At 44.3% G+C, this 24,125-nt stretch carries 22 protein-coding genes; 15 read left to right on the forward strand and 7 right to left on the reverse strand.

The features are described from left to right. The first annotated feature begins 14 nt into the window (after positions 1–14). From DN53_RS01015 to ygiD, 3 genes are all read left to right on the forward strand, one after another. Positions 15–539 (forward strand): YceI family protein, encoded by a 525-nt coding sequence (locus DN53_RS01015; protein ID WP_129652565.1) that lies wholly within the window; start codon positions 15–17, stop codon positions 537–539. A gap of 12 nt (positions 540–551) precedes the next feature. Continuing rightward, entirely contained in the window at positions 552–1,394 is an 843-nt protein-coding gene (locus tag DN53_RS01020; protein ID WP_129652566.1) for an SDR family oxidoreductase, read from the forward strand. A gap of 69 nt (positions 1,395–1,463) precedes the next feature. Beyond that, a complete protein-coding gene (gene ygiD, locus DN53_RS01025; RefSeq protein ID WP_129652567.1) occupies positions 1,464–2,294 on the forward strand; it encodes a 4,5-DOPA-extradiol-dioxygenase in 831 nt (276 codons plus the stop codon). Positions 2,295–2,309: 15 nt separating this feature from the next. On the opposite strand, the gene DN53_RS01030 is transcribed toward ygiD, so the two are convergent. Further along, positions 2,310–2,939 (reverse strand): NAD(P)H-dependent oxidoreductase, encoded by a 630-nt coding sequence (locus DN53_RS01030; RefSeq protein ID WP_129652568.1) that lies wholly within the window; start codon positions 2,937–2,939, stop codon positions 2,310–2,312. A 151-nt stretch (positions 2,940–3,090) separates the two neighbouring features. Between DN53_RS01030 and DN53_RS01035 the strand changes: the two genes are divergently transcribed. From DN53_RS01035 to DN53_RS01055, 5 genes are all read left to right on the forward strand, one after another. Further along, the gene (locus DN53_RS01035; RefSeq protein WP_129652569.1) at positions 3,091–3,486 is read left to right on the forward strand and encodes a DoxX family protein; all 396 of its coding nucleotides are present in this window, start codon (positions 3,091–3,093) and stop codon (positions 3,484–3,486) included. 42 nt (positions 3,487–3,528) lie between these two features. After that, positions 3,529–3,915: a tRNA-binding protein gene (locus tag DN53_RS01040; RefSeq protein WP_129652570.1), complete on the forward strand. Its 387-nt coding sequence runs from the start codon at positions 3,529–3,531 to the stop codon at positions 3,913–3,915. Positions 3,916–3,936: 21 nt separating this feature from the next. Next, a complete protein-coding gene (locus DN53_RS01045; RefSeq protein WP_129652571.1) occupies positions 3,937–4,968 on the forward strand; it encodes a DUF4421 family protein in 1,032 nt (343 codons plus the stop codon). 267 nt (positions 4,969–5,235) lie between these two features. Further along, entirely contained in the window at positions 5,236–6,075 is an 840-nt protein-coding gene (locus DN53_RS01050) for a PD40 domain-containing protein (protein ID WP_129652572.1), read from the forward strand. 682 nt (positions 6,076–6,757) lie between these two features. Beyond that, a complete protein-coding gene (locus tag DN53_RS01055; RefSeq protein ID WP_129652573.1) occupies positions 6,758–7,402 on the forward strand; it encodes a response regulator in 645 nt (214 codons plus the stop codon). Positions 7,403–7,472: 70 nt separating this feature from the next. Here DN53_RS01055 and dnaK read toward each other — a convergent pair whose 3' ends face one another. Further along, positions 7,473–9,389 carry a molecular chaperone DnaK gene (gene dnaK / locus DN53_RS01060; protein WP_129652574.1) on the reverse strand — a complete coding sequence of 639 codons (1,917 nt, stop codon included), beginning with the start codon at positions 9,387–9,389 and terminating at the stop codon, positions 7,473–7,475. A gap of 227 nt (positions 9,390–9,616) precedes the next feature. Between dnaK and DN53_RS01065 the strand changes: the two genes are divergently transcribed. Continuing rightward, on the forward strand, positions 9,617–11,041 hold the full coding sequence (locus DN53_RS01065) for an L-serine ammonia-lyase (RefSeq protein ID WP_129652575.1): 1,425 nt from the start codon (positions 9,617–9,619) through the stop codon (positions 11,039–11,041). Here DN53_RS01065 and DN53_RS01070 read toward each other — a convergent pair. After that, positions 11,038–11,517: a nuclear transport factor 2 family protein gene (locus DN53_RS01070; RefSeq protein WP_129652576.1), complete on the reverse strand. Its 480-nt coding sequence runs from the start codon at positions 11,515–11,517 to the stop codon at positions 11,038–11,040. The genes DN53_RS01065 and DN53_RS01070 overlap by 4 nt on opposite strands. A gap of 71 nt (positions 11,518–11,588) precedes the next feature. On the opposite strand from DN53_RS01070, the gene panB reads away from it, so the two are divergent. Continuing rightward, entirely contained in the window at positions 11,589–12,407 is an 819-nt protein-coding gene (gene panB / locus DN53_RS01075; RefSeq protein ID WP_129652577.1) for a 3-methyl-2-oxobutanoate hydroxymethyltransferase, read from the forward strand. A gap of 29 nt (positions 12,408–12,436) precedes the next feature. Next, positions 12,437–13,141 (forward strand): RluA family pseudouridine synthase, encoded by a 705-nt coding sequence (locus DN53_RS01080; protein WP_129652578.1) that lies wholly within the window; start codon positions 12,437–12,439, stop codon positions 13,139–13,141. Here the strand turns inward: DN53_RS01080 and DN53_RS01085 are convergent. Continuing rightward, positions 13,131–14,675: a hypothetical protein gene (locus DN53_RS01085; protein WP_129652579.1), complete on the reverse strand. Its 1,545-nt coding sequence runs from the start codon at positions 14,673–14,675 to the stop codon at positions 13,131–13,133. The two genes, DN53_RS01080 and DN53_RS01085, sit on opposite strands and share 11 nt — an antisense overlap. Before the next feature lie 147 nt (positions 14,676–14,822). Between DN53_RS01085 and DN53_RS01090 the strand changes: the two genes are divergently transcribed. Beyond that, positions 14,823–15,995, forward strand: coding sequence for a 2-isopropylmalate synthase (locus DN53_RS01090; RefSeq protein ID WP_116217851.1), 1,173 nt, complete (start codon positions 14,823–14,825; stop codon positions 15,993–15,995). Between the two features lie 44 nt (positions 15,996–16,039). Continuing rightward, positions 16,040–17,158, forward strand: a complete 1,119-nt coding sequence (gene leuB, locus DN53_RS01095) for a 3-isopropylmalate dehydrogenase (protein WP_129652580.1) — start codon at positions 16,040–16,042, stop codon at positions 17,156–17,158. Here leuB and DN53_RS01100 read toward each other — a convergent pair. Further along, entirely contained in the window at positions 17,155–18,393 is a 1,239-nt protein-coding gene (locus DN53_RS01100; RefSeq protein WP_129652581.1) for a peroxiredoxin family protein, read from the reverse strand. The genes leuB and DN53_RS01100 overlap by 4 nt on opposite strands. 129 nt (positions 18,394–18,522) lie before the next feature. On the opposite strand from DN53_RS01100, the gene pheT reads away from it, so the two are divergent. After that, positions 18,523–20,940 carry a phenylalanine--tRNA ligase subunit beta gene (gene pheT, locus DN53_RS01105; RefSeq protein ID WP_129652582.1) on the forward strand — a complete coding sequence of 806 codons (2,418 nt, stop codon included), beginning with the start codon at positions 18,523–18,525 and terminating at the stop codon, positions 20,938–20,940. Here pheT and DN53_RS01110 read toward each other — a convergent pair whose 3' ends face one another. Continuing rightward, entirely contained in the window at positions 20,941–21,462 is a 522-nt protein-coding gene (locus DN53_RS01110) for a fasciclin domain-containing protein (RefSeq protein ID WP_129652583.1), read from the reverse strand. A gap of 217 nt (positions 21,463–21,679) precedes the next feature. Between DN53_RS01110 and DN53_RS01115 the strand changes: the two genes are divergently transcribed. Next, positions 21,680–22,399, forward strand: coding sequence for a hypothetical protein (locus DN53_RS01115; protein ID WP_129652584.1), 720 nt, complete (start codon positions 21,680–21,682; stop codon positions 22,397–22,399). On the opposite strand, the gene DN53_RS01120 is transcribed toward DN53_RS01115, so the two are convergent. After that, positions 22,396–24,024 (reverse strand): ABC-F family ATP-binding cassette domain-containing protein, encoded by a 1,629-nt coding sequence (locus tag DN53_RS01120; RefSeq protein ID WP_129652585.1) that lies wholly within the window; start codon positions 24,022–24,024, stop codon positions 22,396–22,398. The two genes, DN53_RS01115 and DN53_RS01120, sit on opposite strands and share 4 nt — an antisense overlap. Between the last annotated feature and the right edge of the window lie 101 nt (positions 24,025–24,125).

The following is a 24,125-nucleotide window of genomic DNA, read 5'->3' on the forward strand; positions in this document are numbered from 1 at the left end:
AAAGAAATAAGATTATGTCAACTACAAAATGGGTAATAGACCCAACACACAGCGAATTGGGATTTAAAGTAAAACACTTGATGATTTCAAACGTAAAAGGTGTTTTTACGAACTACGAGGCAACCATTGACGGGGAAAATTTTGCCACATCCCCCCTTAAAGTCACCATTCAAGCTGCATCCATCAACACCAACAATACGGATAGGGACAATCACTTAAAAAGTGCCGACTTTTTTGATGCGGAAAATTTCCCCAACCTTACGTTTGAAGGTCTATCCTTCACCAAAGTGGATGATGAGGAATACAAACTCAAAGGGGTTTTGACCATTAAAGAAGTAAGCAAGGAAATAGAGCTTGATGTAGCGTACGGTGGAACCAACAAAGATCCTTGGGGCAATGAAAAAATGGCCTTCGAAATTACCGGGAAACTAAATCGTAAGGATTTTGGACTAAACTGGAATTCCACTTTGGAAACAGGAGGTGTTTTGGTCGGTGATGAAGTGAAAATCAATACCGAAGTGCAATTTGTAAAACAATAAACGACAATCACAATGAAAATAGGAATCACAGGTGCATCAGGAAAATTGGGACAATTGGTCGTTTCACAACTTAAAGACCGTGTACCTTCCACAGATATGGTTGCCTTGGTCCGCACCCCCAATAAGGTGGAAGCCTTAGCTGTTGAGGCCCGGGCGTTTGATTACAATGAACCCAGTCAATTGGCCACAGCCCTTGCAGGAATTGATAAATTGCTTTTGATCTCCGGTAATGAAATAGGAAAGCGTTTTGCGCAACATTCGGCGGTCATCAATGCTGCCAAGGAAGCTGGGGTAAAACATTTGGTCTACACCAGTTTGCTAAAAGCGGACGGCTCTACCTTGGTTTTGGCTCCCGAACATTTGGATACGGAGAAAGCCATCAAGGAATCAGGGCTGGAGTATACCATCTTGCGAAACGGCTGGTACAACGAAAATTACACGGAGTCTGCAAAGGATACCATTTCCATAGGAACACTTTATGGCAGTTCGGGTGATGGGAAGATCACTTCCGCTTCAAGGACCGATTTTGCTGAAGCCGCTGCGGTGGTACTCTCCCAAGCATCGCACACGAACAAAACCTATGAGCTTTCGGGAGATTTGGCATTTACCATGACAGACTATGCCGCTGAACTTTCAAAATTGGCCGGTAAGGAAATCCCCTATGTGAATATTTCGGAGGAAGAATTTGCGCAAGCTCTGGAGCAAGCGGGATTACCCAAGCCTGTCGCCTCGTTTTTCGCGGGAACCCATACCGCTACCTTGCATGGAGATCTATATGATGATGGCAACCAGTTGAGCCAATTGATAGGTAGGCCAACGACGCCTATCTCACAATCCATCGCTGAAGTTTTGTAAATTAAACCCGGCATGAAAAGAAAACATTTTTTAAAATCGTTCTCTCTACTGCCGATAATAGGCGCAACGATGAATTTGAAAGATCTAAATAAAATGACTTCCAACCTAGGCAATACGGTCAAAATGCCCGTATTGTTCCTAGGGCATGGAAGCCCCATGAACGCCATTGAGGAAAATGAATTTGTCCAAGGGTTCAGAAAGGTCGGCAAGGATATTCCTAAACCCCATGCCATCCTTTGTATCTCGGCCCATTGGGAAACCCGTGGCACCTTTGTTACGGCGATGCAAAACCCAAGGACCATTCATGATTTTGGTGGTTTTCCCCAAGCCTTGTTCGATGTACAGTACCCCGCACCGGGCGACCCGGAACTGGCCCAAGAAACCCAAAAGCTCATTACAAAGGCCCATGTGGGACTGGATGATAACTGGGGGCTGGACCACGGTGCTTGGAGTGTGATCAAACACCTCTACCCCAATGCGGATATTCCCGTGATCCAAATGAGTATTGATTACTCCCAACCCGCCCGTTATCATTATGAACTGGCAAAGCAAATCAATAGCCTACGTCAAAAAGGGGTTTTGATCATTGGAAGTGGTAACATGGTCCACAACCTTAGAATGGTGGCTTGGAACAAGCTGAATGAGGAATTTGCCTTTGACTGGGCAACCGAAGCCAATGAGAAGATGAAATCGCACATCCTGAGTGGTGATCATCAAAAACTCATTGATTTTAAATCGCAAGGTAAGGCTTTTGACTTGGCCATCCCTACCCCTGAACATTATTTACCGTTGCTGTATGCCCTTGCCCTTCGAGGGGGAAAAGAGAAAATAACATTGTTCAACGATAAACCCGTAGGGGGTTCCTTGACAATGACCTCATTAAAAATTGAAGAGGCCTGATCGGGCCTCTACACTTTACAAAGTCTCAAAAAGTTCGTGCAGCGGCTTGCGCACCTTCTTTCTAAACTGCGTATGGTCTTCTTGGGAACGATAGCCCACGGGAACGATTACGCTAGCATTCAATCCCTGTTGGTCCAACCCTAGGATCTCATTGTACCTTTCCACCTGATAGCCTTCCATGGGGCAGGCATCAATCCGCAGCTCGGCACAGGCCATCAAAAGCGTGGACATGGCCAGATAGGTCTGTTTTTCGGACCATGAAATCCAAGTGGCATCGTCCATTTCCACCAGACTACGCTTGATCAAGTTTCCATATCCCTCCAATTTGTCCACTGGGGTGCCCTGTATTTGGGAAATGGATTGGATATAGGCATCCACATCTTCATCCTTTCGTTCCGTATAGTTGCAGAACACAAAAAGATGGGAGGCATCCGTAATTTGGTCTTGGTTCCATGAGGCCGTTTTCAATTCCTCCTTGAGCCCCTGGCTTGAAATCACCAAAACTTTATATAACTGCAGTCCATAAGAAGAGACGGATAATTGTATCGCCTCTTTCAGCTTCTCCATATCCTCTTCGGACACTTTTAGGTTAGGATCGAATGTTTTGGTGGCATATCGCCACTTCAAATGCTCCAGTAGTTCCATCTATAATTTCTCAATGGCGATGGGAAATATCCCATGCGGATTCACATACAAAAATAACCCATTGTATAAAATTATGGTCAAAACAGCTTTTAACGTTAACTACGCCACACTTTTACGACCTAGTTGGTACCACTATTAAAACAACACCATCATGACCCGTACATCCATCATCCATCTATTGTTGAAAATCATTGCCGCTGTAATTTTATTACAGACCCTATATTTTAAGTTCACTGCCGCCCCGGAATCAGTATATATATTTGAGACCTTGGGTCTGGAACCGGTTGGACGGATAGGAATCGGGGTATTGGAACTGGTGACCGCCATCCTTTTATTGGTGCCAAGAACCACAGGGCTTGGGGCGCTATTGGGTATGGGGATTCTTGGTGGGGCCATTTTTTCACACCTTACCCAGCTTGGTATTGAAGTCCAGAATGATGGAGGCACCCTTTTTATCTTGGCCGCGATTACTTTTATCATTTGTTGTTTCTTGGCCTGGCACCATCGATTTGAAATCCCCATATTGAAAAACCTATTGGGAAAGTGATAATATGGAGTTAAACCCATTATCGGTTTTGGCCCATTGGAAATGGAGATTGTACCTTGCGCAAAAAAACACCTGTCCGTGGATATTACACCCGACCAAAACCTTAGCTGGGAAGATTTTCAAAAAGTACAGATGGTAGTCGGCACCATCATTTCTGCTGAAATATTCGAAGAAGTCCGAAACCCGGCCTATAAGATGATCATCGATTTTGGGGATTTGGGAAAGCGAAAGACCTCTGCCCAAATCACACAACTATACACCCCCGAAGACCTGATTGGAAAACAGGTCGTAGCCGTGGTGAACTTCCCCCCGAAACAGATCGCAAATATTATGAGCGAATGCCTCGTCCTTGGTGGTATTGGGGACAATAAGGAAGTAACCCTTATGCAACCGGAGCGAAACGTAAAAAACGGAACGCGGATTGGGTAAAGCTGTGTATCTTGTGACGATATGTCCAGATACCGTCTTAATGGTCCCTTACACTTTTCTCTTTTTGGGATTTTTTTATTTTGCCTATTTTTTTCATGCTGGCAGGTACATTCGCAGCAAGATACCAGTAGGATTGTCACGTACACCGACAAAATTATTCTGAAGGCCAATATAGATACCCGGACCGATGTGCTTCTCTATAGAAACCAAAATGAAGATGAAAGACTGGAGCTGACCCCCAACAGCAGATACCGACTTTTTCTATCATTGGATTATGAATTCGTTGGGGTAAGTGTGGGACTCGTTCCAAAATTCATGGGCGGGAATGTTGATGAGAACCTTAAGGGCGAATCATCATTTACCGACTATCAGTTTCGGTTTTTCTTGGGCAAATGGGTCCAAGGGTTGACCTATAACAAAACTTCTGGCTATTATGTGAGGAACACAGCCGATTTTGCACCGGGCTGGATAGAAGGGACCCATCCGTACATACAATTCAACAGTCTTACCAACTCACAATATGGCATGTCCACTTCGTACGTACTCAACCCAAATTTTTCATACAGGAACATTGTCTATCAGAATGAGTGGCAGAAAATCAGCAGCGGCAGCCTTATCCCAACCTTATATTATGACTACAATACTTTTGCATTTGATGAGCTGGGCATCCGCAGTAAGGAACGGTTTTTTAACCTAAGGCTTTCCCCAAGATATTTCTACACTCTGGTATTGCATGAGAATTGGTTTATTTCCGGAAATGTATCCCCTTCCCTAGGGGTTCGCTTCTCCAAAGATGAATCCACAGAAAATGGAATCACCGAGATTGAACGGAACACTTATTTTATCCGTTCCGTGTCAAGTGGCATCAATTTGGGATACAGTTCGGAGAAAGTAATCTTTGGAATGAACCTCACCCTTAACTCAGATTGGTATAACGAAGACAGTAACAGCAGTGTGAAGACCGACCAATTTTATGGGGTACTGTATCTAGGGTATCGCTTTGAACCTCCACAATTTGTAAAAAAAGCATTCCGACCCTTTACGGCGAATTGAGACGGATAAAACAGGAAATAGCCCTAATTCCCCATCAACCACAGATTGCGGTCTTTATATATGTAAAAAGGTCATCTTTTAGCAGATAAAAGGTTAAAAATCACCGATAAACGTTATTTGAAGCTTGTCTGAATGAAAAATCATTAAAATTTTTTCGATAAACTGCACTTTTTACTCGGTAAAAGTAAAAACCTATGAAAAATTCATAAGTATTCCCTTAAAATCTTTTTGATCTTTGTCATGTATTAACCCCCAAATCAGAATATCATGACACGTTCACTTATCTACAGCCTACTTTTTTCTGGAATACTAATGTATAGCCAAAACACCAACGCCCAAATGGACAAGGACCTTGTAACCCATGCCATGGAGGGCAATTTATCCACCTTGGATGGTTATGTACCTTCCATGACAGTGACCCAAGACGGTCAAACGGCTTATTTCAGTAAGGCTACCTATCAAAAGCCTTTAACCGGTGTGTTCTCCAAGAAAGAACTTATCCATGAAATCTACAGGGCCGAAAACATCAATGGCGAATGGAAGAATGTGACCAAAATGGAGGTTTGCCCAAAATATGCTTCCGCCAAGCACCCCACCATTTCTGATGACGGCAAGCGTTTGTTCTTTGCTTCCAACATGCGTGGCAGCTATGGAAAATATGATATCTATGTAGCCGAAGTCAAGCCTGATGGTAGCTTGGGCGTATCCAAAAATTTAGGACCCAAGGTCAACACCAAAGAAGATGAACTATACCCTAACCTCTACAATGGAACCTTGTTGTTCTTTGCTTCCGAAGGACGGGATGGTTTTGGTGGACTGGACCTTTATGCCACACAGGTTGTGTTGAACACCTTGACCCCTTCCGTGAACTTGGGCGACCATATCAATAGTGATCGTGACGACTACGCCATTCAATTGAGTCCTGAAAAAGGATTGGGATTTGTAGTCTCCAATCGAGGTCAAAACCACACCATTTCACAGTATACGGTAGCCTACGGACATGCCAAAAAAGAGGACAACCGATATGTAGCGGATAGAGATACCAATATCCAAACCGCCATGAACACCACCCAAGAGTACACCAGTACTTCTTATGAGGATAAATAAAATATGAAATAAAAGTCGGTCAACTACCTGAGGTGTCATCTGATTCTGTTTCATAGCCGAGATTCGAAACACTCATGACCATGATAAGAAAGACAGGGGGAACTGACAGTCTATCATAGAAGCGGGTTGTATTATTTCAATCTGACCGATTTTACCAAGAATAGGATGCATTAAAATGCATCCTATTTTTTTGTATTGTTTTGAAATATAGGTATTTGCATTTTATTCCATTCTTCCTTATCGTTGATTTTCAGCAAAACCAACCCATTGGCCGGAATGCATTTGAACGAAAAACACTACAAAAAATTCTGTGGGAGTGAAAAAAAAACTAATTTAATTTTTGAAATAATACAAACCCAAATCTATTAGTCATGAAAACAAACTACAATTCTCGGAAAAAAGGCATACCTAAAGCTCCCTACAAGCTACTTTTTTAAGGTATCCAAAACCTTTTCTAAACTACATTTTGATCTGACCCTATAAGGGTCAACCTGCCCTATTTGTTTGATTCGGACAATGGCAGCATTAGGCGTGTGCATGTTACATTCAATGCAATGCTTCTTTGATATGCTTTCCATTTTCCTACCATTCAACTGGCGGAACAGGTAGTTTTTGCCCAAATTTTACCAAAAAGGGATTTAATTACTGTAACAGAATCAGATGACCCCCAAATCTATGCGTCATGAGAACTTACCCCTTACAAATTGCGATCATCGATAATGATGAAAGCCTAAACCCTATGTATAAATTGTATTTTGAAGATACAGTGGAATACGGACTGCACGGTATTTATAGGACCGTTCATGAGCTTTTGTCCAATTTTGGAAGAAAGGCCCCTGATATCATTCTATCCGAAGTGACCTTGACCGGAATTTCCGGAATTGACGGCCTGGAATACTTCCTCAGGAAAGATGAGGACATGAAAGTCTTGATGATGAGCTGTAAAAATGATTTCAAGCTCATCAAGGAAGCCTTTAAAAAGGGAGCCAGTGGCTATCTTACTAAACCTTTGACCAAGGAAAGGCTCTTTGCTGCCGTTGCGGCACTAGACCAGCACGGTGTGGCCTTGGAACACGATGTGGCCAAAAAAATCATCCACTCTTTCCAGACCAAATCCTTTGACTCGTTTTCAAGAAAGGAAAACCAAATAGCCGAACTCCTTACCCAAGGATTCACCTATAAGATGATTGCGGACAAACTCTGCGTTACGCCGAGCGCGGTCAATTTCCATATTCAAAACATTTACGTAAAACTCAATGTCAACTCAAAATCAGAAGCCCTTGAAAAGCTTCGAGAAATGGAAATGCGCCAATTGAACGCAGCATAAAACCCAAATCAAGCAAACAAAAAACCCTGACCAAAGTCAGGGTTTTTTTATGGTTTATGCTATTCGAGTATTACTTCACTTCCTCGAAGTCAACATCCTCTACATTATCACCTTCCTTGGCGTTGCCTCCAGCAGCGCTATCAGCACCGGCAGATGGGTCAGCACCATTGGCTTGGGCCGCATCGGCCTGGGCCTTGTACATCTCCTCGGAAGCCACTTTCCAAGCCTCGTTGATTTTCTCCAAAGCAGGTTCTATCACAGCAACATCTTTGGTTTCGTAGGCTTTCTTCAACTCTTCCAAAGCATCCTCGATAGGCTTTTTCTTGTCATCGGACAATTTATCACCAAACTCCTTCAACTGCTTTTCGGTCTGGAAAATCATACCATCCGCCTCGTTCAGCTTATCGGCCTTGTCCTTGGCTTGTTTATCTGCCTCGGCATTGGCTTCGGCTTCGGCTTTCATCTTTTTGATTTCTTCCTCGGTCAAACCTGAAGATGCCTCGATACGGATATCTTGGGTCTTGTTGGTAGCTTTGTCCGTAGCAGAAACCTTGATGATACCGTTGGCATCAATATCAAAGGTCACTTCAATCTGAGGCGTACCTCTTGGCGCCGGTGGAATACCGTCCAAGTGGAACCTACCAATGGTTTTGTTGTCTGCAGCCATAGGACGCTCTCCTTGCAACACGTGGATTTCAACCGAAGGTTGGTTATCCGCAGCTGTGGAGAATACCTGTGACTTTTTGGTAGGAATGGTGGTGTTCGCCTCGATCAATTTGGTGAACACACTTCCCATGGTCTCGATACCCAATGAAAGTGGGGTAACGTCCAAAAGAAGTACATCCTTCACATCTCCGGTCAATACACCTCCTTGGATAGCGGCACCTACGGCCACAACCTCATCCGGGTTCACCCCTTTGGATGGTTTTTTGCCGAAGAACTTCTCAACAGCTTCCTGTACCGCAGGGATACGGGTAGAACCCCCTACCAAGATAATCTCATCTATATCACTTTTTGAAAGACCTGCAGATTTCAATGCGGTCTCACAAGGTGCAATCGTTCTTTTTACCAAGTCATCGATCAACTGCTCAAATTTGGCTCGGGTCAATGTACGCACCAAGTGTTTGGGGCCTGACGCAGTTGCCGTTACATAAGGTAAGTTGATTTCGGTCTGTGCAGAGGAAGACAATTCTATCTTGGCCTTCTCGGCAGCTTCACGCAAACGCTGAAGCGCCATGGCATCCTTACGAAGATCCATGTCCTCATCCTTCATAAACTCCTCGGCCAACCAATCAATGATTTTTTGGTCAACATCATCTCCCCCTAAGTGGGTATCCCCATCCGTGGCCAATACTTCAAAAACGCCGTCACCCAATTCCAAGATGGAAACGTCATGCGTACCTCCACCGAAATCGAACACTACGATTTTTTGATCGGTATCCTTTTTATCCAAACCGTAGGCCAAAGAGGCAGCCGTTGGTTCGTTGATGATTCGTTCCACGGTAAGACCGGCAATCTCACCAGCTTCTTTGGTGGCCTGTCTTTGTGAATCGTTAAAGTAGGCAGGAACCGTGATCACTGCACGGGTAACATCCTGACCCAAATAATCTTCGGCAGTCTTCTTCATTTTCTGAAGGATCATGGCCGATAGTTCCTGTGGGGTATACAAACGGCCGTCGATATCCACTCTTGGGGTATCGTTATCGCCCTTTACCACATTATAAGGAACTCTGTCCGCTTCCTTTTTGGATTCAGAAAATTTGTTCCCCATGAATCGTTTGATGGAATAAATTGTTTTGTTGGGATTGGTAACCGCCTGTCTTTTGGCAGGGTCTCCCACTTTGATCTCTCCACCTTCCACAAATGCAATCACGGAAGGGGTGGTACGTTTACCTTCGGCATTTGGAATTACCACCGGTTCGTTACCTTCCATTACAGAGACGCAGGAGTTGGTTGTACCCAAGTCTATACCTATAATTTTGCTCATTGTATCTAAAGTTATATCTGTTTGAAATTCATTTTTGTCTCGTTCATGAAATGTCAATGATCATGCCACGGCCCAGAATATGACAAGGTGTCAGACAATCCCCTTTAAATTCCATAAATACTCACAAATTGCCATGCTGAAGCAACGGTTTAGGCATAAAATCATTAAGACTTATTTCCTGTTTTATCCCAACCGACTTGTTATATTTGGAACAGTAAATTGGACCTATGGAATGTATCAGTGTGTTTGACATGCTCAAAATCGGCGTGGGACCCTCAAGCTCCCACACCCTTGGACCATGGAGGGCTGCGGAACGATGGATAGCCGAGCTCACAGAGCAAAATATCTTTGATGATGTCCAACAAGTCTCGGTCTCTCTTTTTGGCTCTCTTTCCCTTACAGGAAAAGGCCACGCCACTGATATTGCCGTTGTCATGGGACTGTTGGGGACTGATCCGGTAACCGTTCCCATTGACAGTATTGATGGGGCCATGGAACACGTAAAGAGCAGTTCTACACTAAACTTGGGCGGGATTCATCCCATCTCCTTTGATTTTAAGAACGATATTGTCTTTAAAAAAGAGTTTCTTCCCTTTCACTCCAATGGCATTCGCTTTGAGGCCCAGTTGACAAATGGGGAATCCGTTTCCGAAACCTATTATTCCATTGGCGGTGGCTTTGTGGTAAAGGAGGAGTTGATCCATTCCAAGGAGAACAAGGAAACGTTCAAAACCTTTCCTTATCCTGTAAAAACAGGCCTTGAGTTGCTGCAATACTGTCAGGAGCACCAAAAAACCATTTCGGAAATCGTTTGGGAGAATGAACTTTCGTTACGTCCAGCCAATGAAATTGACCAAGGATTGCAACGCATTTGGGATACTATGTTGGAATGCATGTATACCGGCTGCCACACCGAAGGAAAACTTCCGGGAGGCCTCAACGTAAAACGCCGTGCTTTTGAAATCCATCAAAAACTGAAAGGCAATGTCCCCTACTCCACTCCCCAAGAATGGTTGGAGAGCATACGGGACACCGAAGTGAGGTTCCGCCAAATCATTAAATGGGTCAGTTGCTTTGCCCTGTCCGTGAACGAGGTGAATGCCTCGTTGGGTCGGGTGGTCACCGCACCCACCAATGGCAGTGCAGGAGTAATTCCTGCGGTTTTGATGTACTATATGGTCATTGAAAACCACGATGCCGACTTTGACGATGTGCGACAGTTTCTATTGGTAGCCAGTGAAGTGGGGAGCATCTTTAAAAAAGGAGCCACTATCTCCGCCGCCATGGGAGGCTGCCAAGCTGAAATCGGGGTTTCCTCGGCCATGGCCGCCGCCGGACTTACAGAACTGATGGGCGGCACCCCCGAACAGGTATTGATCGCTGCAGAAATTGCCATGGAACATCATCTGGGACTCACCTGCGACCCCATAGGGGGGCTGGTACAGGTTCCCTGTATTGAACGCAATGCCATGGGGGCCATAAAGGCAATCAATGCCGCGGAACTGGCCCTTGACACCGACCCAAAAGAGGTAAAGGTTCCTTTGGACAAGGTCGTGAACACCATGTGGGAAACCGCCAAGGACATGAGTTCCAAATACAAGGAAACCTCAGAAGGTGGCCTGGCCGTAGGGGTCTTCTTGAGTGATTGCTAATCCAAACAACCTTCCTTTCCCCTAGTGTCAATAAGATAGATGATTTTCCACTCCCCATCAAAATCCACAAGTTGGAAAGAATTTATACCACAATGACTGAAGGCATCATTCAACCAAAATTCGTAGCCTACCCAAGCATTGGCCATGGTCCGATCTACCTGGATGGAAAATGAAGTGAGTTTTTCCTCAAATTTGATGCTGTCCGGAATACTGCAAATGGAAGTAAGAAATTTAGAAAATTCCTCGTTTCTGAAGCGGGTCTTGCCCTCTTGGTCCCTTCCTGTAGTCTGGAGCACCACATAATCGGCCGAAACGCTTTTTATAATGGTGGAATCCTGCTTGTGAAATCCATCAAAAAAGGTTTCTATGACCTGTTTTATCTGTTGTTCCGAATCAACCTTTGAAGGGTTTGGACCTTGGGCGGCAACCGTAAGGCACGCCATGCATAAAAATGCAAAACTTAACACTGTTCTCATGAGATGTAGTTTTTTGATTGAAGCCCAAATTAAACAAATCTGCTTACATTTAGCCCGTAAAAAAGAACCAAATGTCTGTCGCCAAGAAAGAATACAAGAGAATTACGGTAAAATCCTTGATCGAGATGAAACAAAATGGGGAGAAAATCTCCATGCTCACCTCCTACGATTATTCCATGGCCAAAATTGTCGATGCCGCCAATGTTGATGTCATCTTGGTGGGGGATTCCGCCAGTAATGTCATAGCCGGCCATGAGACCACCCTGCCCATTACCTTGGACCAAATGATCTACCATGCCAGTTCCGTGGTCCGTGCCGCAAAAAGAGCACTGGTGGTGGTCGACATCCCCTTTGGAAGCTACCAGAGTGATTCCAAGGAAGCCTTGCGTTCCGCCATCCGAATCATGAAGGAAAGTGGTGCACACGCCATCAAGGTGGAAGGTGGGGCAGAAATCAAAGATTCCGTAAGCCGGATTCTACAAGCAGGCATTCCCGTAATGGGACATTTGGGGCTTACCCCCCAATCCATCTATAAATTTGGCACCTATACCGTAAGAGCCAAAGAAGAGGAAGAGGCGGAAAAGTTGAAACAAGATGCCAAAATGCTGGAGGAATTGGGCTGTTTTGGTATTGTTCTGGAAAAAATACCGGCAAAATTGGCCAAAGAAGTAGCGGAAAGTGTATCCATCCCTATCATTGGGATTGGTGCCGGAAATGGGGTTGATGGACAGGTGCTGGTTGTACATGACCTTCTGGGAATGACCCATGAATTCCACCCTCGTTTCCTAAGAAGGTACATGAACCTTTATGACGAAATGAGCAATGCCATTTCACAATATGTAGATGATGTAAAGAGCAGTGATTTTCCCAATGAAGAGGAATCCTACTAGGTCCAAATAAATCAATCCCTTTCATTAAATTGTCAGATTCCCTCCATTCCAACCCCTCAAACCTCCAAGTTCTCTATGAGGACAACCACCTCATTGTCATCAATAAAAGACCAGGGGATATTGTACAAGGCGACAAGACCGGCGATACACCCCTGAGCGATGTGGTCAAGCAATACCTGAAGGAGAAGTACAACAAACCGGGAAATGTGTATCTTGGGGTAGTCCATCGGTTGGACAGGCCCACAACCGGAATTGTAGTTTTTGCCAAAACCTCGAAGGCCCTACCCCGTTTGAACAAGCTTTTTTCCGAAGGAAATACCCAAAAGACCTATTGGGCCGTAGTGAAAAACGCTCCGCAGAAAGAGAGCGATACATTGATTCATTGGTTGGTACGCAATCCGAAACAGAACAAGTCTTATGCCCAGAGCAAAGAAGTCCCCAATAGTAAAAAGGCCATTTTGGAATACCGGATTCTGAAAAAATTGGATAGCTACTATCTATTGGAAATCGATTTGAAAACAGGCAGACACCATCAAATCCGGGCCCAGCTGGCGGCCATAGGATGTCACATCAAAGGGGATTTAAAGTACGGAGCTGACCGAAGCAACAAGGATGGAAGCATCCATTTACACGCCCGCAGCCTGGAATTGGAACATCCCGTAAAAAAAGAGCCCCTCACTTTTTTGGCCCCACCTCCCAATGACCCTGTTTGGAACGCCTGTCTTAACGGGTAAGCGCTAAGGCCTTTTCACGAATGATCTGGGAAACAGGTTTGTTCTCTAAGTGACTTTCCAACCAAGAGAGAATGTCCAGATACAAAAATGCCCTTTTCTCATACGGATGGTTCTCATATTTCTTAAGCTCATTGTAAAGCTTTTGAAACTCATCCTTAAGCTCGTGTGGATAGATATCCCCAAGGTTTCTTAAAAACTTGATCATTTCCTTTTGAACGGCATGTAAGTCATTCATTTTCAATAAAAATTTGTAAGTGCTCTTCAGTTGGACTTCAAGGTGGTAATCCATTCCCGCCTCATAGTGCGCCACCAAACTCAGCACCCTTGCAAAGCACATTAAATCCTCCCTCATCTTAAGGTTTTTGTTGGAGATGATCTTTTTCAGATAGGCAATGCAGTTCTTATTGTCCCCGTTGCCAAAATACAGGCAGGCTATCTTATAATAAAGCAGCATAATATGATGCTCATCTATTCGCTCTCCATGCTTTTTTATACCGTATTCAATCACGTTGACCAAGTACAGCCCCTTATCAAAAGTACCCTCCAGAAAATGAAGGTTCAACTTATTGGAGTTGATGTATAAAAAGGCCAAAGAGGCAATATTATCATTCTGCGGAAAACTTGAGCTTTCCACCTGGACCTCCAAACGGTCCAAGGTTTCCCTAAATTGGGAAGAATACTTTACAAAGAAAAGCGACTCCAAAAGGTAGTGGTTCCCTTTCAGGTAAAAAACGGGGTTGAGCGCAATCATCTCCTGATGATCATAGAAAAGATCTACCCATTTGCTGGCATAACGGTATGCCGAAAGAAAATCCTGTATCAACAAACTGTACCACAAATAGGCCTTATAAAGCCATAACTTTTCCCTGAAACCTAGACTCTCCAGATTATAATCCGGTAAATGGCCCTCAAAATAGGATTTAACCTTCTGCAGGTCCTCATCGCTACGGACATACCCCACCTTGAGCATCATTCCGTATAGCTGAAGGGAAAGATTGGAAAGCTTGCTCGTCATTACATTTTGTGCAGAAAGCTCCTTGGCCTGTACCGCCAATTCATCGGCCCTATCCGGAATACTACGAGTGATATATTGCGTCTCTATGATCTTCTCGAACTCCACGATTTCGTAAGCCACATTCTTTTCCTCATTTTCAATGGCCACCGTCTTGGCCTTATCCAAAATCTTCAAGCTCTGCTTGTACAGTCCTTTTTGGTAAAGAATGGTGGCAAAATCCAATTGTTCCCTGATCTGGATCCGTATGTTCTGGTTAACAGGGTTCAAACGAAGGCTTACCAAAATCTGCTTGTAGAGATGCGCCTTAAGATTGGAAAGTTGTGCTTTTTTCACAATACCACTTTCCAAAATTTGTCGCTCATCATAACGCCGCATTTTGTCCAGCAAGTTAAAAAGAGCCAAAAATTTGGCATCTGTGTTGACCCCCAAGCGGCCCACATACAGTTTAAATTGACGCTTTTCCGATTTGGACAGCGATTTTACCAGTACAAACAAAGCATCCTTATGGGCATTTGTCATCGTAAAAAATATAATTTAAACAATTGAATATCAATTAATTAATTGACGCCAAATCCAATTTAACGTTGTATAAGGTTTTGACCCCCCTTTTACCTTCTGGCCCTCCTTCTCTATTTTCGTATGAATTCGAACAACAGACAAAAGATAATGGGTAAAGATAAGGTACAAATTTTTGACACTACGCTAAGAGATGGAGAACAAGTTCCGGGTTGTAAGTTGGACACGGAACAGAAATTGGTCATCGCTCAGCGCCTGGACGAATTGGGCGTTGATGTCATAGAGGCCGGATTCCCCATTTCAAGCCCCGGTGATTTCAAATCTGTGCATGAAATCTCCAAATTGGTCAAAAATGCAACGGTCTGCGGATTGACCCGAGCTGTAAAAAAAGACATTGAAGTGGCCGCCGAGGCCCTGAAAGCAGCAAAAAAACCAAGAATACATACAGGAATCGGAACTTCTGATTCCCACATCAAATACAAATTCAACTCTACAAGGGAACAAATCATAGAACGCGCCGTTGAGGCCGTTGCCTATGCAAAGACCTTTGTAGAAGATGTTGAATTTTATGCGGAAGACGCCGGACGAACGGACAATGAATTTTTGGCACAAGTCTGCGAAGCGGTCGTAAAGGCCGGAGCCACAGTTCTTAACATTCCTGACACTACCGGGTATTGTCTTCCGGAAGAGTATGGTGCCAAAATGAAGTATCTAAAAGAAAACGTAAAAGGTATTGACAAGGCCATTCTTTCTTGCCACTGCCATAACGATTTAGGGTTGGCCACGGCCAACTCCATAGCAGGTGTGATCAACGGAGCACGGCAAATTGAATGTACCATCAACGGTATCGGGGAACGTGCCGGAAACACCTCTCTGGAAGAAGTGGTGATGATCCTTAGACAACACCCTTACTTAAACCTTGATACAGGTATCAACAGCAAGCTATTGTGGGATACCAGCCAAATGGTCTCACAGAAAATGGGAATGCCCGTACAGCCCAATAAGGCCATTGTGGGCTCCAATGCCTTTGCCCACAGTTCCGGAATCCACCAAGATGGAGTGATCAAGCAACGTGAAACCTATGAAATCATCGACCCGAAAGATGTAGGGGTCAACGAATCATCCATTGTGCTTACCGCAAGAAGTGGAAGGGCCGCATTGGCGTACCGGGCCAAAAAAGTAGGTTACGAGCTTACCAAGGTCCAATTGGATGCCGTCTATGAGAACTTTTTGAAGTTTGCGGATACCAAAAAGGAAATCTTGGATGAGGATATCCACGAAATTGTGGAAACCAGTAACATTAGCTTACAAAGCCTCGCTTAATAATAAATACCAAGCGACTTTTTTGATTCCAATCCTGTCATCGTATGAACTTGAACATTGCTTTGCTTCCCGGAGATGGCGTAGGACCTGAAGTTTTGGCCCAAGCGGTAAAATGCCTACAGGCAGTTGAAGAAACCTTTAATCACAATTTTGTTTACAAAGAGGCCCTTATTGGCGCTATTGCCATCGATAAAAAAGGGGCGCCTTTGCCCAACAATACCCTAAAGCTCTGCAAGGAAGCCGATGCCGTGGTGTTGGGAGCCATTGGTCACCCCAAATATGACTTCAATCCCGATTCTCCCATCCGCCCTGAACAAGGCTTGCTGAAACTACGGAAAGAGCTCGGGCTTTTCACCAACATACGACCTGTAATTGCACACTCGTCATTGGTTGACAAGTCCCCATTAAAAAAAGAGATTGTCTCGGGTACGGACTTTGTCATTTACCGTGAATTGACGGGGGGCATTTACTTTGGTGAGAAAAAATTAAATGCGGAAGGCACGGTAGCTTCGGACCTTTGCGTGTATTCCGAAAAAGAAATCAGCCGCATAGCCCATTTGGCCTTTAAGGCCGCCAAGAACCGAAAAGGAAAGCTCACTTTAGTGGACAAGGCCAATGTGTTGGAATCCTCTAGACTTTGGCGGAAGGTAGTGACTAGAATCGGTGAAAGTTACCCAGAAGTAACCTTGGAATACCTGTTTGTGGACAATGCCGCCATGCAGATTATTCTAAACCCTACCCAGTTTGATGTCATCCTTACCGAAAACATGTTCGGCGATATCATTTCCGATGAAGGAAGTGTCATCGGTGGCTCCATAGGATTGTTGGCCTCAGCTTCCATCGGTGAGGAAAGTGCTCTTTTTGAACCCATCCATGGGTCTTATCCCCAAGCCAAGGGATTGGACATTGCAAATCCCATTGCCTCTATACTTTCCGTGGCCATGTTGTTGGAACATTTTGGGCTCATTGATGAGTCCTTGGCCGTCCGCAATGCCGTTGACAAAGCTTTGAGGAAGGAAATTGTCACTCCCGACTTAAAACCCAACAGTCATTTCGGCACCAACCAAGTCGGTGATTATATTGCCAACAATATTGTTGATATTGATGATGATTTCAATATCAATGATGAGAACATCCACTTGGGAAAATCCACCATTATTTAGGAATCCGTTTCGATTGTTTCTGCGGCCAACCCACGTACCGTTTCAGCAAATTGCTTTTTGAACTGCTCATATTTCTCTCCCGTTGCAGGGCCGTTGAAGCCGGTATGGATTTTTCTCACCGCTCCATTTTTATCAATATAAATGGTGGTGGGATACGACAGAATATGGTTTAACATGGGGAGTTTCTCATTGGCTTTTTGCTTGTTTGAGGTTCCATATTGGGCCAACAATATGGGATAATCCACCTGAGCCCTTTCTTTGAGGCGCGAAATACCCGCCAGAGCTTTTTCCTCGGTCTTGGCGTACTCAAAGGCCAGGGCCACCAACTCAATATCCAAATCAGGATTGTTCTTTAAAAATTCAACATAAAACCGGGTTTCATCCAAACAATTAGGGCACCATGAACCCATAATCTGTACCAAGACCGGCTTTCCCTCGAATCTTGAATCGGACAGGCTCACCATTTTTCCCGAAGAATCCGGGAATGAAAAGTCAAAACGATCATACCCTTCCCTGAGAAAGGTCAATGAATCCGCATCAGGGAGTTCAAAAGCTTCGTTCCTGGCCGCCATAAACTCTTCAACGGCATGATTTCCATTATAAAACTGTCCTTCAAGGGTACTGTCCGTTACCTTTGCCATGAACAGGTACACATGTGCCCCATCAAAAGCGGAAAGTTTTAAGCTATCCGCTGTGACCACTCCATCCAAGTATCTGTAATCCCCCGTCTTGGTCCTAAAAGTACCTTTGACCCGATTACCATTCTGCATGAATATTCCCTTGGCCGGATATTCATTATCCGTATTGAGGTCAAAATAGGTTTCCCAAATGCCCGAAATATTGACTTGGGCATCTTGACCCACTTCAAAACGGTCTTGTTTTCCGTGGACCGCGGTGAAAGGAACGATCCGATCCAAGCTTTCCTTTATGAAATTGCCTTGGATTTGATTTTTGGAAAAAGTTCCTGACACATATCCTTCAAAAATGGGCATTTGAATCCGTATGGAATCTCCTTCAATTTCAATTTGATCAATGGCAATAACCTCATCGGCATTGTACATTTCCATACGGTAATCCCCATCACCATTCTTGAACAACGTAAAGGTAAAGGGAAGTTCTTTGGAAGAAGAAACCTTCATCTTTCCCAACCATTCACCCAACAACAATTCCTTACTTTCCTTTTTGCATGAAAATACCGTTAAAAAGAGTAAACATAACAGCGCTATCCTGTTCATATATTGAAAGATTTTTCCTAAAAGTAGAAAATACTATACAAATCTTACAAATTCCAAATAGAACACAGGGTTATTTACATTGAATCTGTTGCCCTATTGTTTTATATTTGTCCACTCTAAAATTGGGGTATGAAGATTTCTTACAACTGGCTACGCCAGTTTTTGCAGATTGATTGGGATTCACAAAAGACCGGTGAGCTTTTAACGGATTTAGGCCTTGAGGTTGAAGGCATATCCCATTTTGAGTCTGTCAAAGGCGGCCTGAAGGGTATTGTAGTAGGCCATGTGCTTACCTGCGAGCAACACCCAAATGCCGATAGATTGAAATTGACCACTGTGGATATTGGACAGGGAGAACCTTTACAGATTGTATGTGGCGCCCCCAATGTGGCCGCAGGACAAAAGGTTCCGGTCGCTACCATTGGAACCACCTTGTACGCCAAGGATGGAGAAGCTTGGGAAATAAAAAAAGGAAAGATCAGGGGCGAGGAAAGCCACGGGATGATCTGCGCCGAGGATGAATTGGGACTGGGAAGTAGCCACGATGGCATTATGATTCTGTCCGAAAGCTTGGAACCAGGAACCCCTTGCTCCACAGTATTTGATATTGAAATCGATGAGGTCTTTGAAATAGGCCTTACCCCCAACCGTTCGGATGCCATGAGCCATTTTGGCGTGGCCCGTGACCTAAAGGCCGGTTTGGAGCAAAAAGAAATACAAAAGGAGTTGGTTACCCCTTCTACCAGTAACTTCTCCATTGACAATAGATCACTGAAAATTGATGTGGAAGTCAAGGACAGTCAATTGGCCCCAAGGTATTGCGGTGTTACCATCAGCAATCTTGTGGTGCAAGAGTCTCCCCATTGGTTAAAAAATAGATTGAAGGCCATTGGCCTATCCCCCATCAACAATGTGGTGGATGTGACCAACTATGTGCTCCACGAACTGGGACAGCCCCTACATGCCTTTGATGCTTCCAAAATCAAGGGTAACAAGATTGAGGTGAAGACCCTTCCGGCGGGAACCAAGTTCAAGACCTTGGACGATGTGGAACGCGAGTTGCATGAGGATGACCTTATGATCTGCGACACTGAAAAGCCTATGTGTATTGCCGGGGTATTCGGAGGAATCAACTCGGGGGTTACCGAGCACACCTCATCCATATTTTTGGAGAGTGCTTATTTTGATCCCGTATCCATCAGGAAATCGGCGAAAAGACATGGCTTGAACACGGATGCCTCTTTCCGATTTGAGCGTGGTATCGACATCAACCTTACCGAGTATGCGTTGAAGAGAGCGGCTCTGTTGATTCGTGAGATTGCGGGTGGATACATCACTTCAGAAGTGGTAGACCTATACCCTAAGAAGCCCCAGGACCGACAAGTGTTCCTTACTTTTGATAAAATCAATTCATTGATTGGGCAGGAAATCCCGCGGGATACCATAAAATCCATCCTGTCTTCCCTTGAGATCCGTATCAACAATGTTACCGAATCCGGACTGGGACTTACCATTCCCACCTACCGCGTGGATGTGACCCGGGAAGTGGATGTGATCGAGGAAATTTTAAGGGTTTACGGCTACAATAACATCGACCACAAGGAAAAACTTACGGCCTCCATTGCCAAAACCTCGCGTTTTGAAAACCATAGGATTCAAGATGTTGTTGGAAACTTGTTGGCCGCAAAGGGTTTTTATGAAATCATGACCAATAGTTTGGTCTCTCCTGATGCCCATGCACCCAACAAGGAGGAAGAGAAAATCAGCATGTTGAACCCTTTGAGTTCTGACTTATCAGTTCTCAGGACCTCCATGTTGTTTTCCGGACTTCAGGCCATAAGCTACAATCACAATCGGCAGAAAACAAACCTTAAACTCTTTGAGCTTGGAAAAACCTACCATAAGATAAACGGTGAAAATCAGGAACGTCAACATTTGGCCATTTTCACTTCCGGCAATCGCACCGCAGATAGCTGGAACACCCCTGGCCAAAAAACAGATTTCTTTTACCTCAAGGGCATCGTGGAATCATTATTTGAGCGATTGGGTCTGCGGGACATCCAGACCACGCCTTGCAAGGATGATCTTTATGCGGAAGGCCTGTCTTACCATAAAGACGGGAAAGTTTTGGCTGACTTCGGATTGGTCGGGAAATCCGCGCTTAAGATGTTCGATATTAAACAAGACGTTTTCTATGCTGATTTTGATTGGGATGCCGTCTTGGAACTGGTGGGCACACAGAACATCATCTTCACGGAGATTCCCAAGTTTCCTGAGGTGACCCGTGATTTTGCTCTGCTATTGGATGATTCGGCCACGTTCCAACAGGTGTTTGACATTGCTTGGAAAACGGAGAAGAAGCTTCTGAAAAAGGTGAATCTTTTTGATGTATACACGGGCAAAAATCTACCCAAGGGCAAAAAATCCTACGCGGTGAGTTTTACGCTTATGGATGACAAAAAGACCCTTACAGACAAACAAATCGACAAGATAATGGCCAAATTACTGGCCCAATTCCAGAAAGAGCTTAGCGCGGAATTACGTTGATTACATTTGGGTAGGTAGAATCACGCTATCAATCTCATGAACCACCCCGTTCTTTAAATTGAGGTCGGCCGATGTGATACGTGCAGTGTTACCAATGGGGTCGGTTAGGACAATATCATACCCATCCATGTGGGCCAACAGTTTTTTGCCCTGAATGGTGGTAAAACTCGCTTTACCATTCCCTCTGCACATGGCACGTAAAATACGGGAAGCCGTCAAATGTCCGGCAACAATGTGATAGGTAAGCAAAGACTTAAGGGCACTTTTATCCTGAGAGTTGAGAAGCTCCTTTATTTTTTCGATGGAAAACCGTTCAAAAGCCGCATCTGAAGGCGCGAAAATGGTAAACGGCCCCGATTTCTCCAAAATCTCCTCCATCTCCGTAACCTTTACGGCTTCCAAAAGTATTTTATGATGCTCGGAATCAATGGTTTTTGTTCTTGGCACATTGCTCTGTGCAAAAGAGAACATTGAAAAGGCCATGCAAAGACCCAAAAATAGTTTGGTAAGGGGGGATTTCATCAGAGTCGGCTCAATTTTGGGACTTTAGTGGTTTTCGTATGGTTTGTCGATTAAATGCTAAAAAACTTCGATAAGTTACATTTTTTAAAGGAAAGGAGCGGTGTTTTTCCAGTCATCACATTTGATTTAACACAATGTTAACAAAACATGGTTTTTCCTAACAAACAATCCCTCATACAATTCCTTAACTTTGAATGGATTGCTAAGAAAAAAGGATATGAATTTCGCCCATACGGACATTGAAAAGCAACTCTCCAGAGTCAGGGAAAAAGAGAAAAAGGAAACCCAAATTTTGCAGGAAGTGCATGAAATTTTGGAGAAAGACGTCTTGAAGGAAGAAAAAATCGCCAAGGAACTCCATTCCAAAAACGCTCCCGCTGGGAATTCTTTTGTTTTTGATCTTTTAGAGACCGACAAAATCTATCATTTGGACCATATCAAGAAAATCTGTATTGATTATCGGCTTCGCTTTTTGGACAGTTCTTTTTTTAAAGGGGATTTCCCTCAAAGTGCCCTTTCAAAAATCAAAGCATTGGAAGCCGCACATGATATCGATATCAAAGGTTACAAGATTATGGCGCCCTCCAAGCTTTTTAAATTGGAGGATAAGGACGATCCCCTACTCTTTGCTCCCATTGGAAATGGATATTATTATTTGGTGCACAAATGGGGCAATGACCTCCACCCTTTCCGAAGAGTACTGGTCTGGCCTTTTAAAAATATAGTGAACCTCACCCTTTTTGTGGTGCTGATAAGCTACTTGGTGACCCTTATGGTTCCCGACGGGCTATTTTCCAAGAAAAATACAACGGCGGAGTTTTGGATCATCTTCTTTTTTATGTTCAAGTGCATTGCCTCCGTGGTCATCTTTTACGGATTTGCCTTGGGCAAGAATTTCAACCCCGCCATCTGGAATAGTAAGTACTTTAATGCCTAAGCCGTAACGGCGTACATTTTTTCCCGTTGTTCCTTGATTGCCTTGTCCGACATATAATCGTCAAAGGTCAAGTAACGGTCTATGGAGCCTTTGGGCGTAAGCTCAATGATCCGGTTGGCCACGGTATGTACAAACTCATGGTCATGGGTAGTGAGCAATACAGTCCCCTTAAAGTTCTTCAAGGAGTTGTTGAACGCCGTGATACTTTCCAAGTCCAAGTGGTTGGTGGGTTCATCCAAAAGCAAAACGTTGGCGCGTAGCATCATCATACGACTCAACATGCAACGCACCTTTTCACCTCCAGAGAGTACCGTGCATTTTTTAAGGGCTTCTTCCCCACTGAACAACATTTTACCCAAAAATCCCCGGATATAGACCTCTTCGCGCTCCTCTTCGGTCTTGGCCCATTCGCGTAGCCAATCCACCAAGTTGACATCATCCTTAAAATAATCGGAGTTGTCCGCAGGCAAATAGGACTGGGTCGTGGTGACTCCCCATTGGTATGACCCTCGATTGGCTTTGGTCTTTCCGGTAATAATATCATAAAAAGCCGTAGTGGCCCTTGAATCTTTGGATAGGATGGCTACCTTATCGCCTTTGGCTAAGTTGATGTTCACATCCTGGAAGAGCAAATCTCCATCTTCAGAAACTGCGGATAGCTTCTCCACGTTCAAAATTTGATCTCCGGCCTCACGCTCCCGATCAAAGATAATAGCGGGGTATCTTCTGCTGGATGGCTTGATGTCCTCCACCTTAAGTTTATCCAACATCTTTTTACGGGAAGTAGCCTGTTTGCTCTTGGCCACGTTGGCGCTAAAACGCTGGATGAACTCCTGCAGTTCCTTTGCCTTTTCCTCGGCCTTTTTGTTCTGTTGTGCGCGTTGACGGGCAGCCAATTGGCTACTCTCGTACCAGAAGGTGTAATTTCCGGAAAAGAGATTGATCTTTCCAAAATCTATATCCGCAATGCTGGTACAGACCGCATCCAAAAAGTGCCTGTCGTGAGAAACCACAATAACGGTGTTCTCGTAATTGGCCAAGAAATTCTCCAACCAGTTAATGGTCTCGTAATCCAAATCGTTGGTAGGCTCATCCATGATCAACACATCGGGGTTTCCGAACAAGGCCTGGGCCAAAAGCACCCGTACCTTTAATTTGGAATCCATATCTGCCATGGTAGTATAGTGCATGTCTTCCGAAATCCCCAAATTGGACAAAAGAGCCGCGGCATCGCTATCGGCATTCCACCCGTTCATCTCCTCGAACTGTACCTGCAACTCCCCTATCTTTTCGGCGTTTTCATCCGTATAGTCAGCATACAGTGCATCAATCTCCTTTTTGATGTTGAACAAGGGCTTGTTCCCCATCACCACGGATTCCAACACCGTGAATTCATCGTATGCATTGTGGTTCTGCTCCAGAATGGACATCCGTTTGCCCGGCTCTAGGTGCACGTGCCCTGAGGTGGCGTCCATCTGACCTGATATAATCTTCAAAAAGGTTGATTTCCCAGCGCCGTTGGCGCCAATGATACCATAGCAATTTCCATGGGTAAAGGTCACATTGACCTCATCGAACAATACTCGCTTTCCAAACTGTACCGATAAATTGGATACTGATAACATGTACTATTTATTTTTTTGCAAAAGTAGCTAAAACCACTCCTTATTTCGAAATTTAAACGCACTTTATTAAACCGCACAGAAACAGCGTTTTACAACATTTA

The organism is Flagellimonas olearia, from assembly GCF_004150225.1.
Classification (GTDB): domain Bacteria; phylum Bacteroidota; class Bacteroidia; order Flavobacteriales; family Flavobacteriaceae; genus Flagellimonas; species Flagellimonas olearia.

Bases quoted from the DNA above. Each gene is read 5' to 3' on its own strand.
- DN53_RS01100 (WP_129652581.1), bottom strand. From the start codon at position 18,393: ATGAACAGGATAGCGCTGTTATGTTTACTCTTTTTAACGGTATTTTCA.
- DN53_RS01050 (WP_129652572.1), top strand. From the start codon at position 5,236: ATGACACGTTCACTTATCTACAGCCTACTTTTTTCTGGAATACTAATG.
- DN53_RS01015 (WP_129652565.1), top strand. From the start codon at position 15: ATGTCAACTACAAAATGGGTAATAGACCCAACACACAGCGAATTGGGA.
- DN53_RS01070 (WP_129652576.1), bottom strand. From the start codon at position 11,517: ATGAGAACAGTGTTAAGTTTTGCATTTTTATGCATGGCGTGCCTTACG.
- DN53_RS01020 (WP_129652566.1), top strand. From the start codon at position 552: ATGAAAATAGGAATCACAGGTGCATCAGGAAAATTGGGACAATTGGTC.
- ygiD (WP_129652567.1), top strand. From the start codon at position 1,464: ATGAATTTGAAAGATCTAAATAAAATGACTTCCAACCTAGGCAATACG.
- DN53_RS01045 (WP_129652571.1), top strand. From the start codon at position 3,937: ATGTCCAGATACCGTCTTAATGGTCCCTTACACTTTTCTCTTTTTGGG.
- DN53_RS01030 (WP_129652568.1), bottom strand. From the start codon at position 2,939: ATGGAACTACTGGAGCATTTGAAGTGGCGATATGCCACCAAAACATTC.
- DN53_RS01040 (WP_129652570.1), top strand. From the start codon at position 3,529: ATGGAGATTGTACCTTGCGCAAAAAAACACCTGTCCGTGGATATTACA.
- DN53_RS01110 (WP_129652583.1), bottom strand. From the start codon at position 21,462: ATGAAATCCCCCCTTACCAAACTATTTTTGGGTCTTTGCATGGCCTTT.
- leuB (WP_129652580.1), top strand. From the start codon at position 16,040: ATGAACTTGAACATTGCTTTGCTTCCCGGAGATGGCGTAGGACCTGAA.
- DN53_RS01065 (WP_129652575.1), top strand. From the start codon at position 9,617: ATGGAATGTATCAGTGTGTTTGACATGCTCAAAATCGGCGTGGGACCC.
- dnaK (WP_129652574.1), bottom strand. From the start codon at position 9,389: ATGAGCAAAATTATAGGTATAGACTTGGGTACAACCAACTCCTGCGTC.
- DN53_RS01115 (WP_129652584.1), top strand. From the start codon at position 21,680: ATGAATTTCGCCCATACGGACATTGAAAAGCAACTCTCCAGAGTCAGG.
- DN53_RS01090 (WP_116217851.1), top strand. From the start codon at position 14,823: ATGGGTAAAGATAAGGTACAAATTTTTGACACTACGCTAAGAGATGGA.
- DN53_RS01120 (WP_129652585.1), bottom strand. From the start codon at position 24,024: ATGTTATCAGTATCCAATTTATCGGTACAGTTTGGAAAGCGAGTATTG.
- DN53_RS01055 (WP_129652573.1), top strand. From the start codon at position 6,758: ATGAGAACTTACCCCTTACAAATTGCGATCATCGATAATGATGAAAGC.
- panB (WP_129652577.1), top strand. From the start codon at position 11,589: ATGTCTGTCGCCAAGAAAGAATACAAGAGAATTACGGTAAAATCCTTG.
- DN53_RS01035 (WP_129652569.1), top strand. From the start codon at position 3,091: ATGACCCGTACATCCATCATCCATCTATTGTTGAAAATCATTGCCGCT.
- DN53_RS01085 (WP_129652579.1), bottom strand. From the start codon at position 14,675: ATGACAAATGCCCATAAGGATGCTTTGTTTGTACTGGTAAAATCGCTG.
- pheT (WP_129652582.1), top strand. From the start codon at position 18,523: ATGAAGATTTCTTACAACTGGCTACGCCAGTTTTTGCAGATTGATTGG.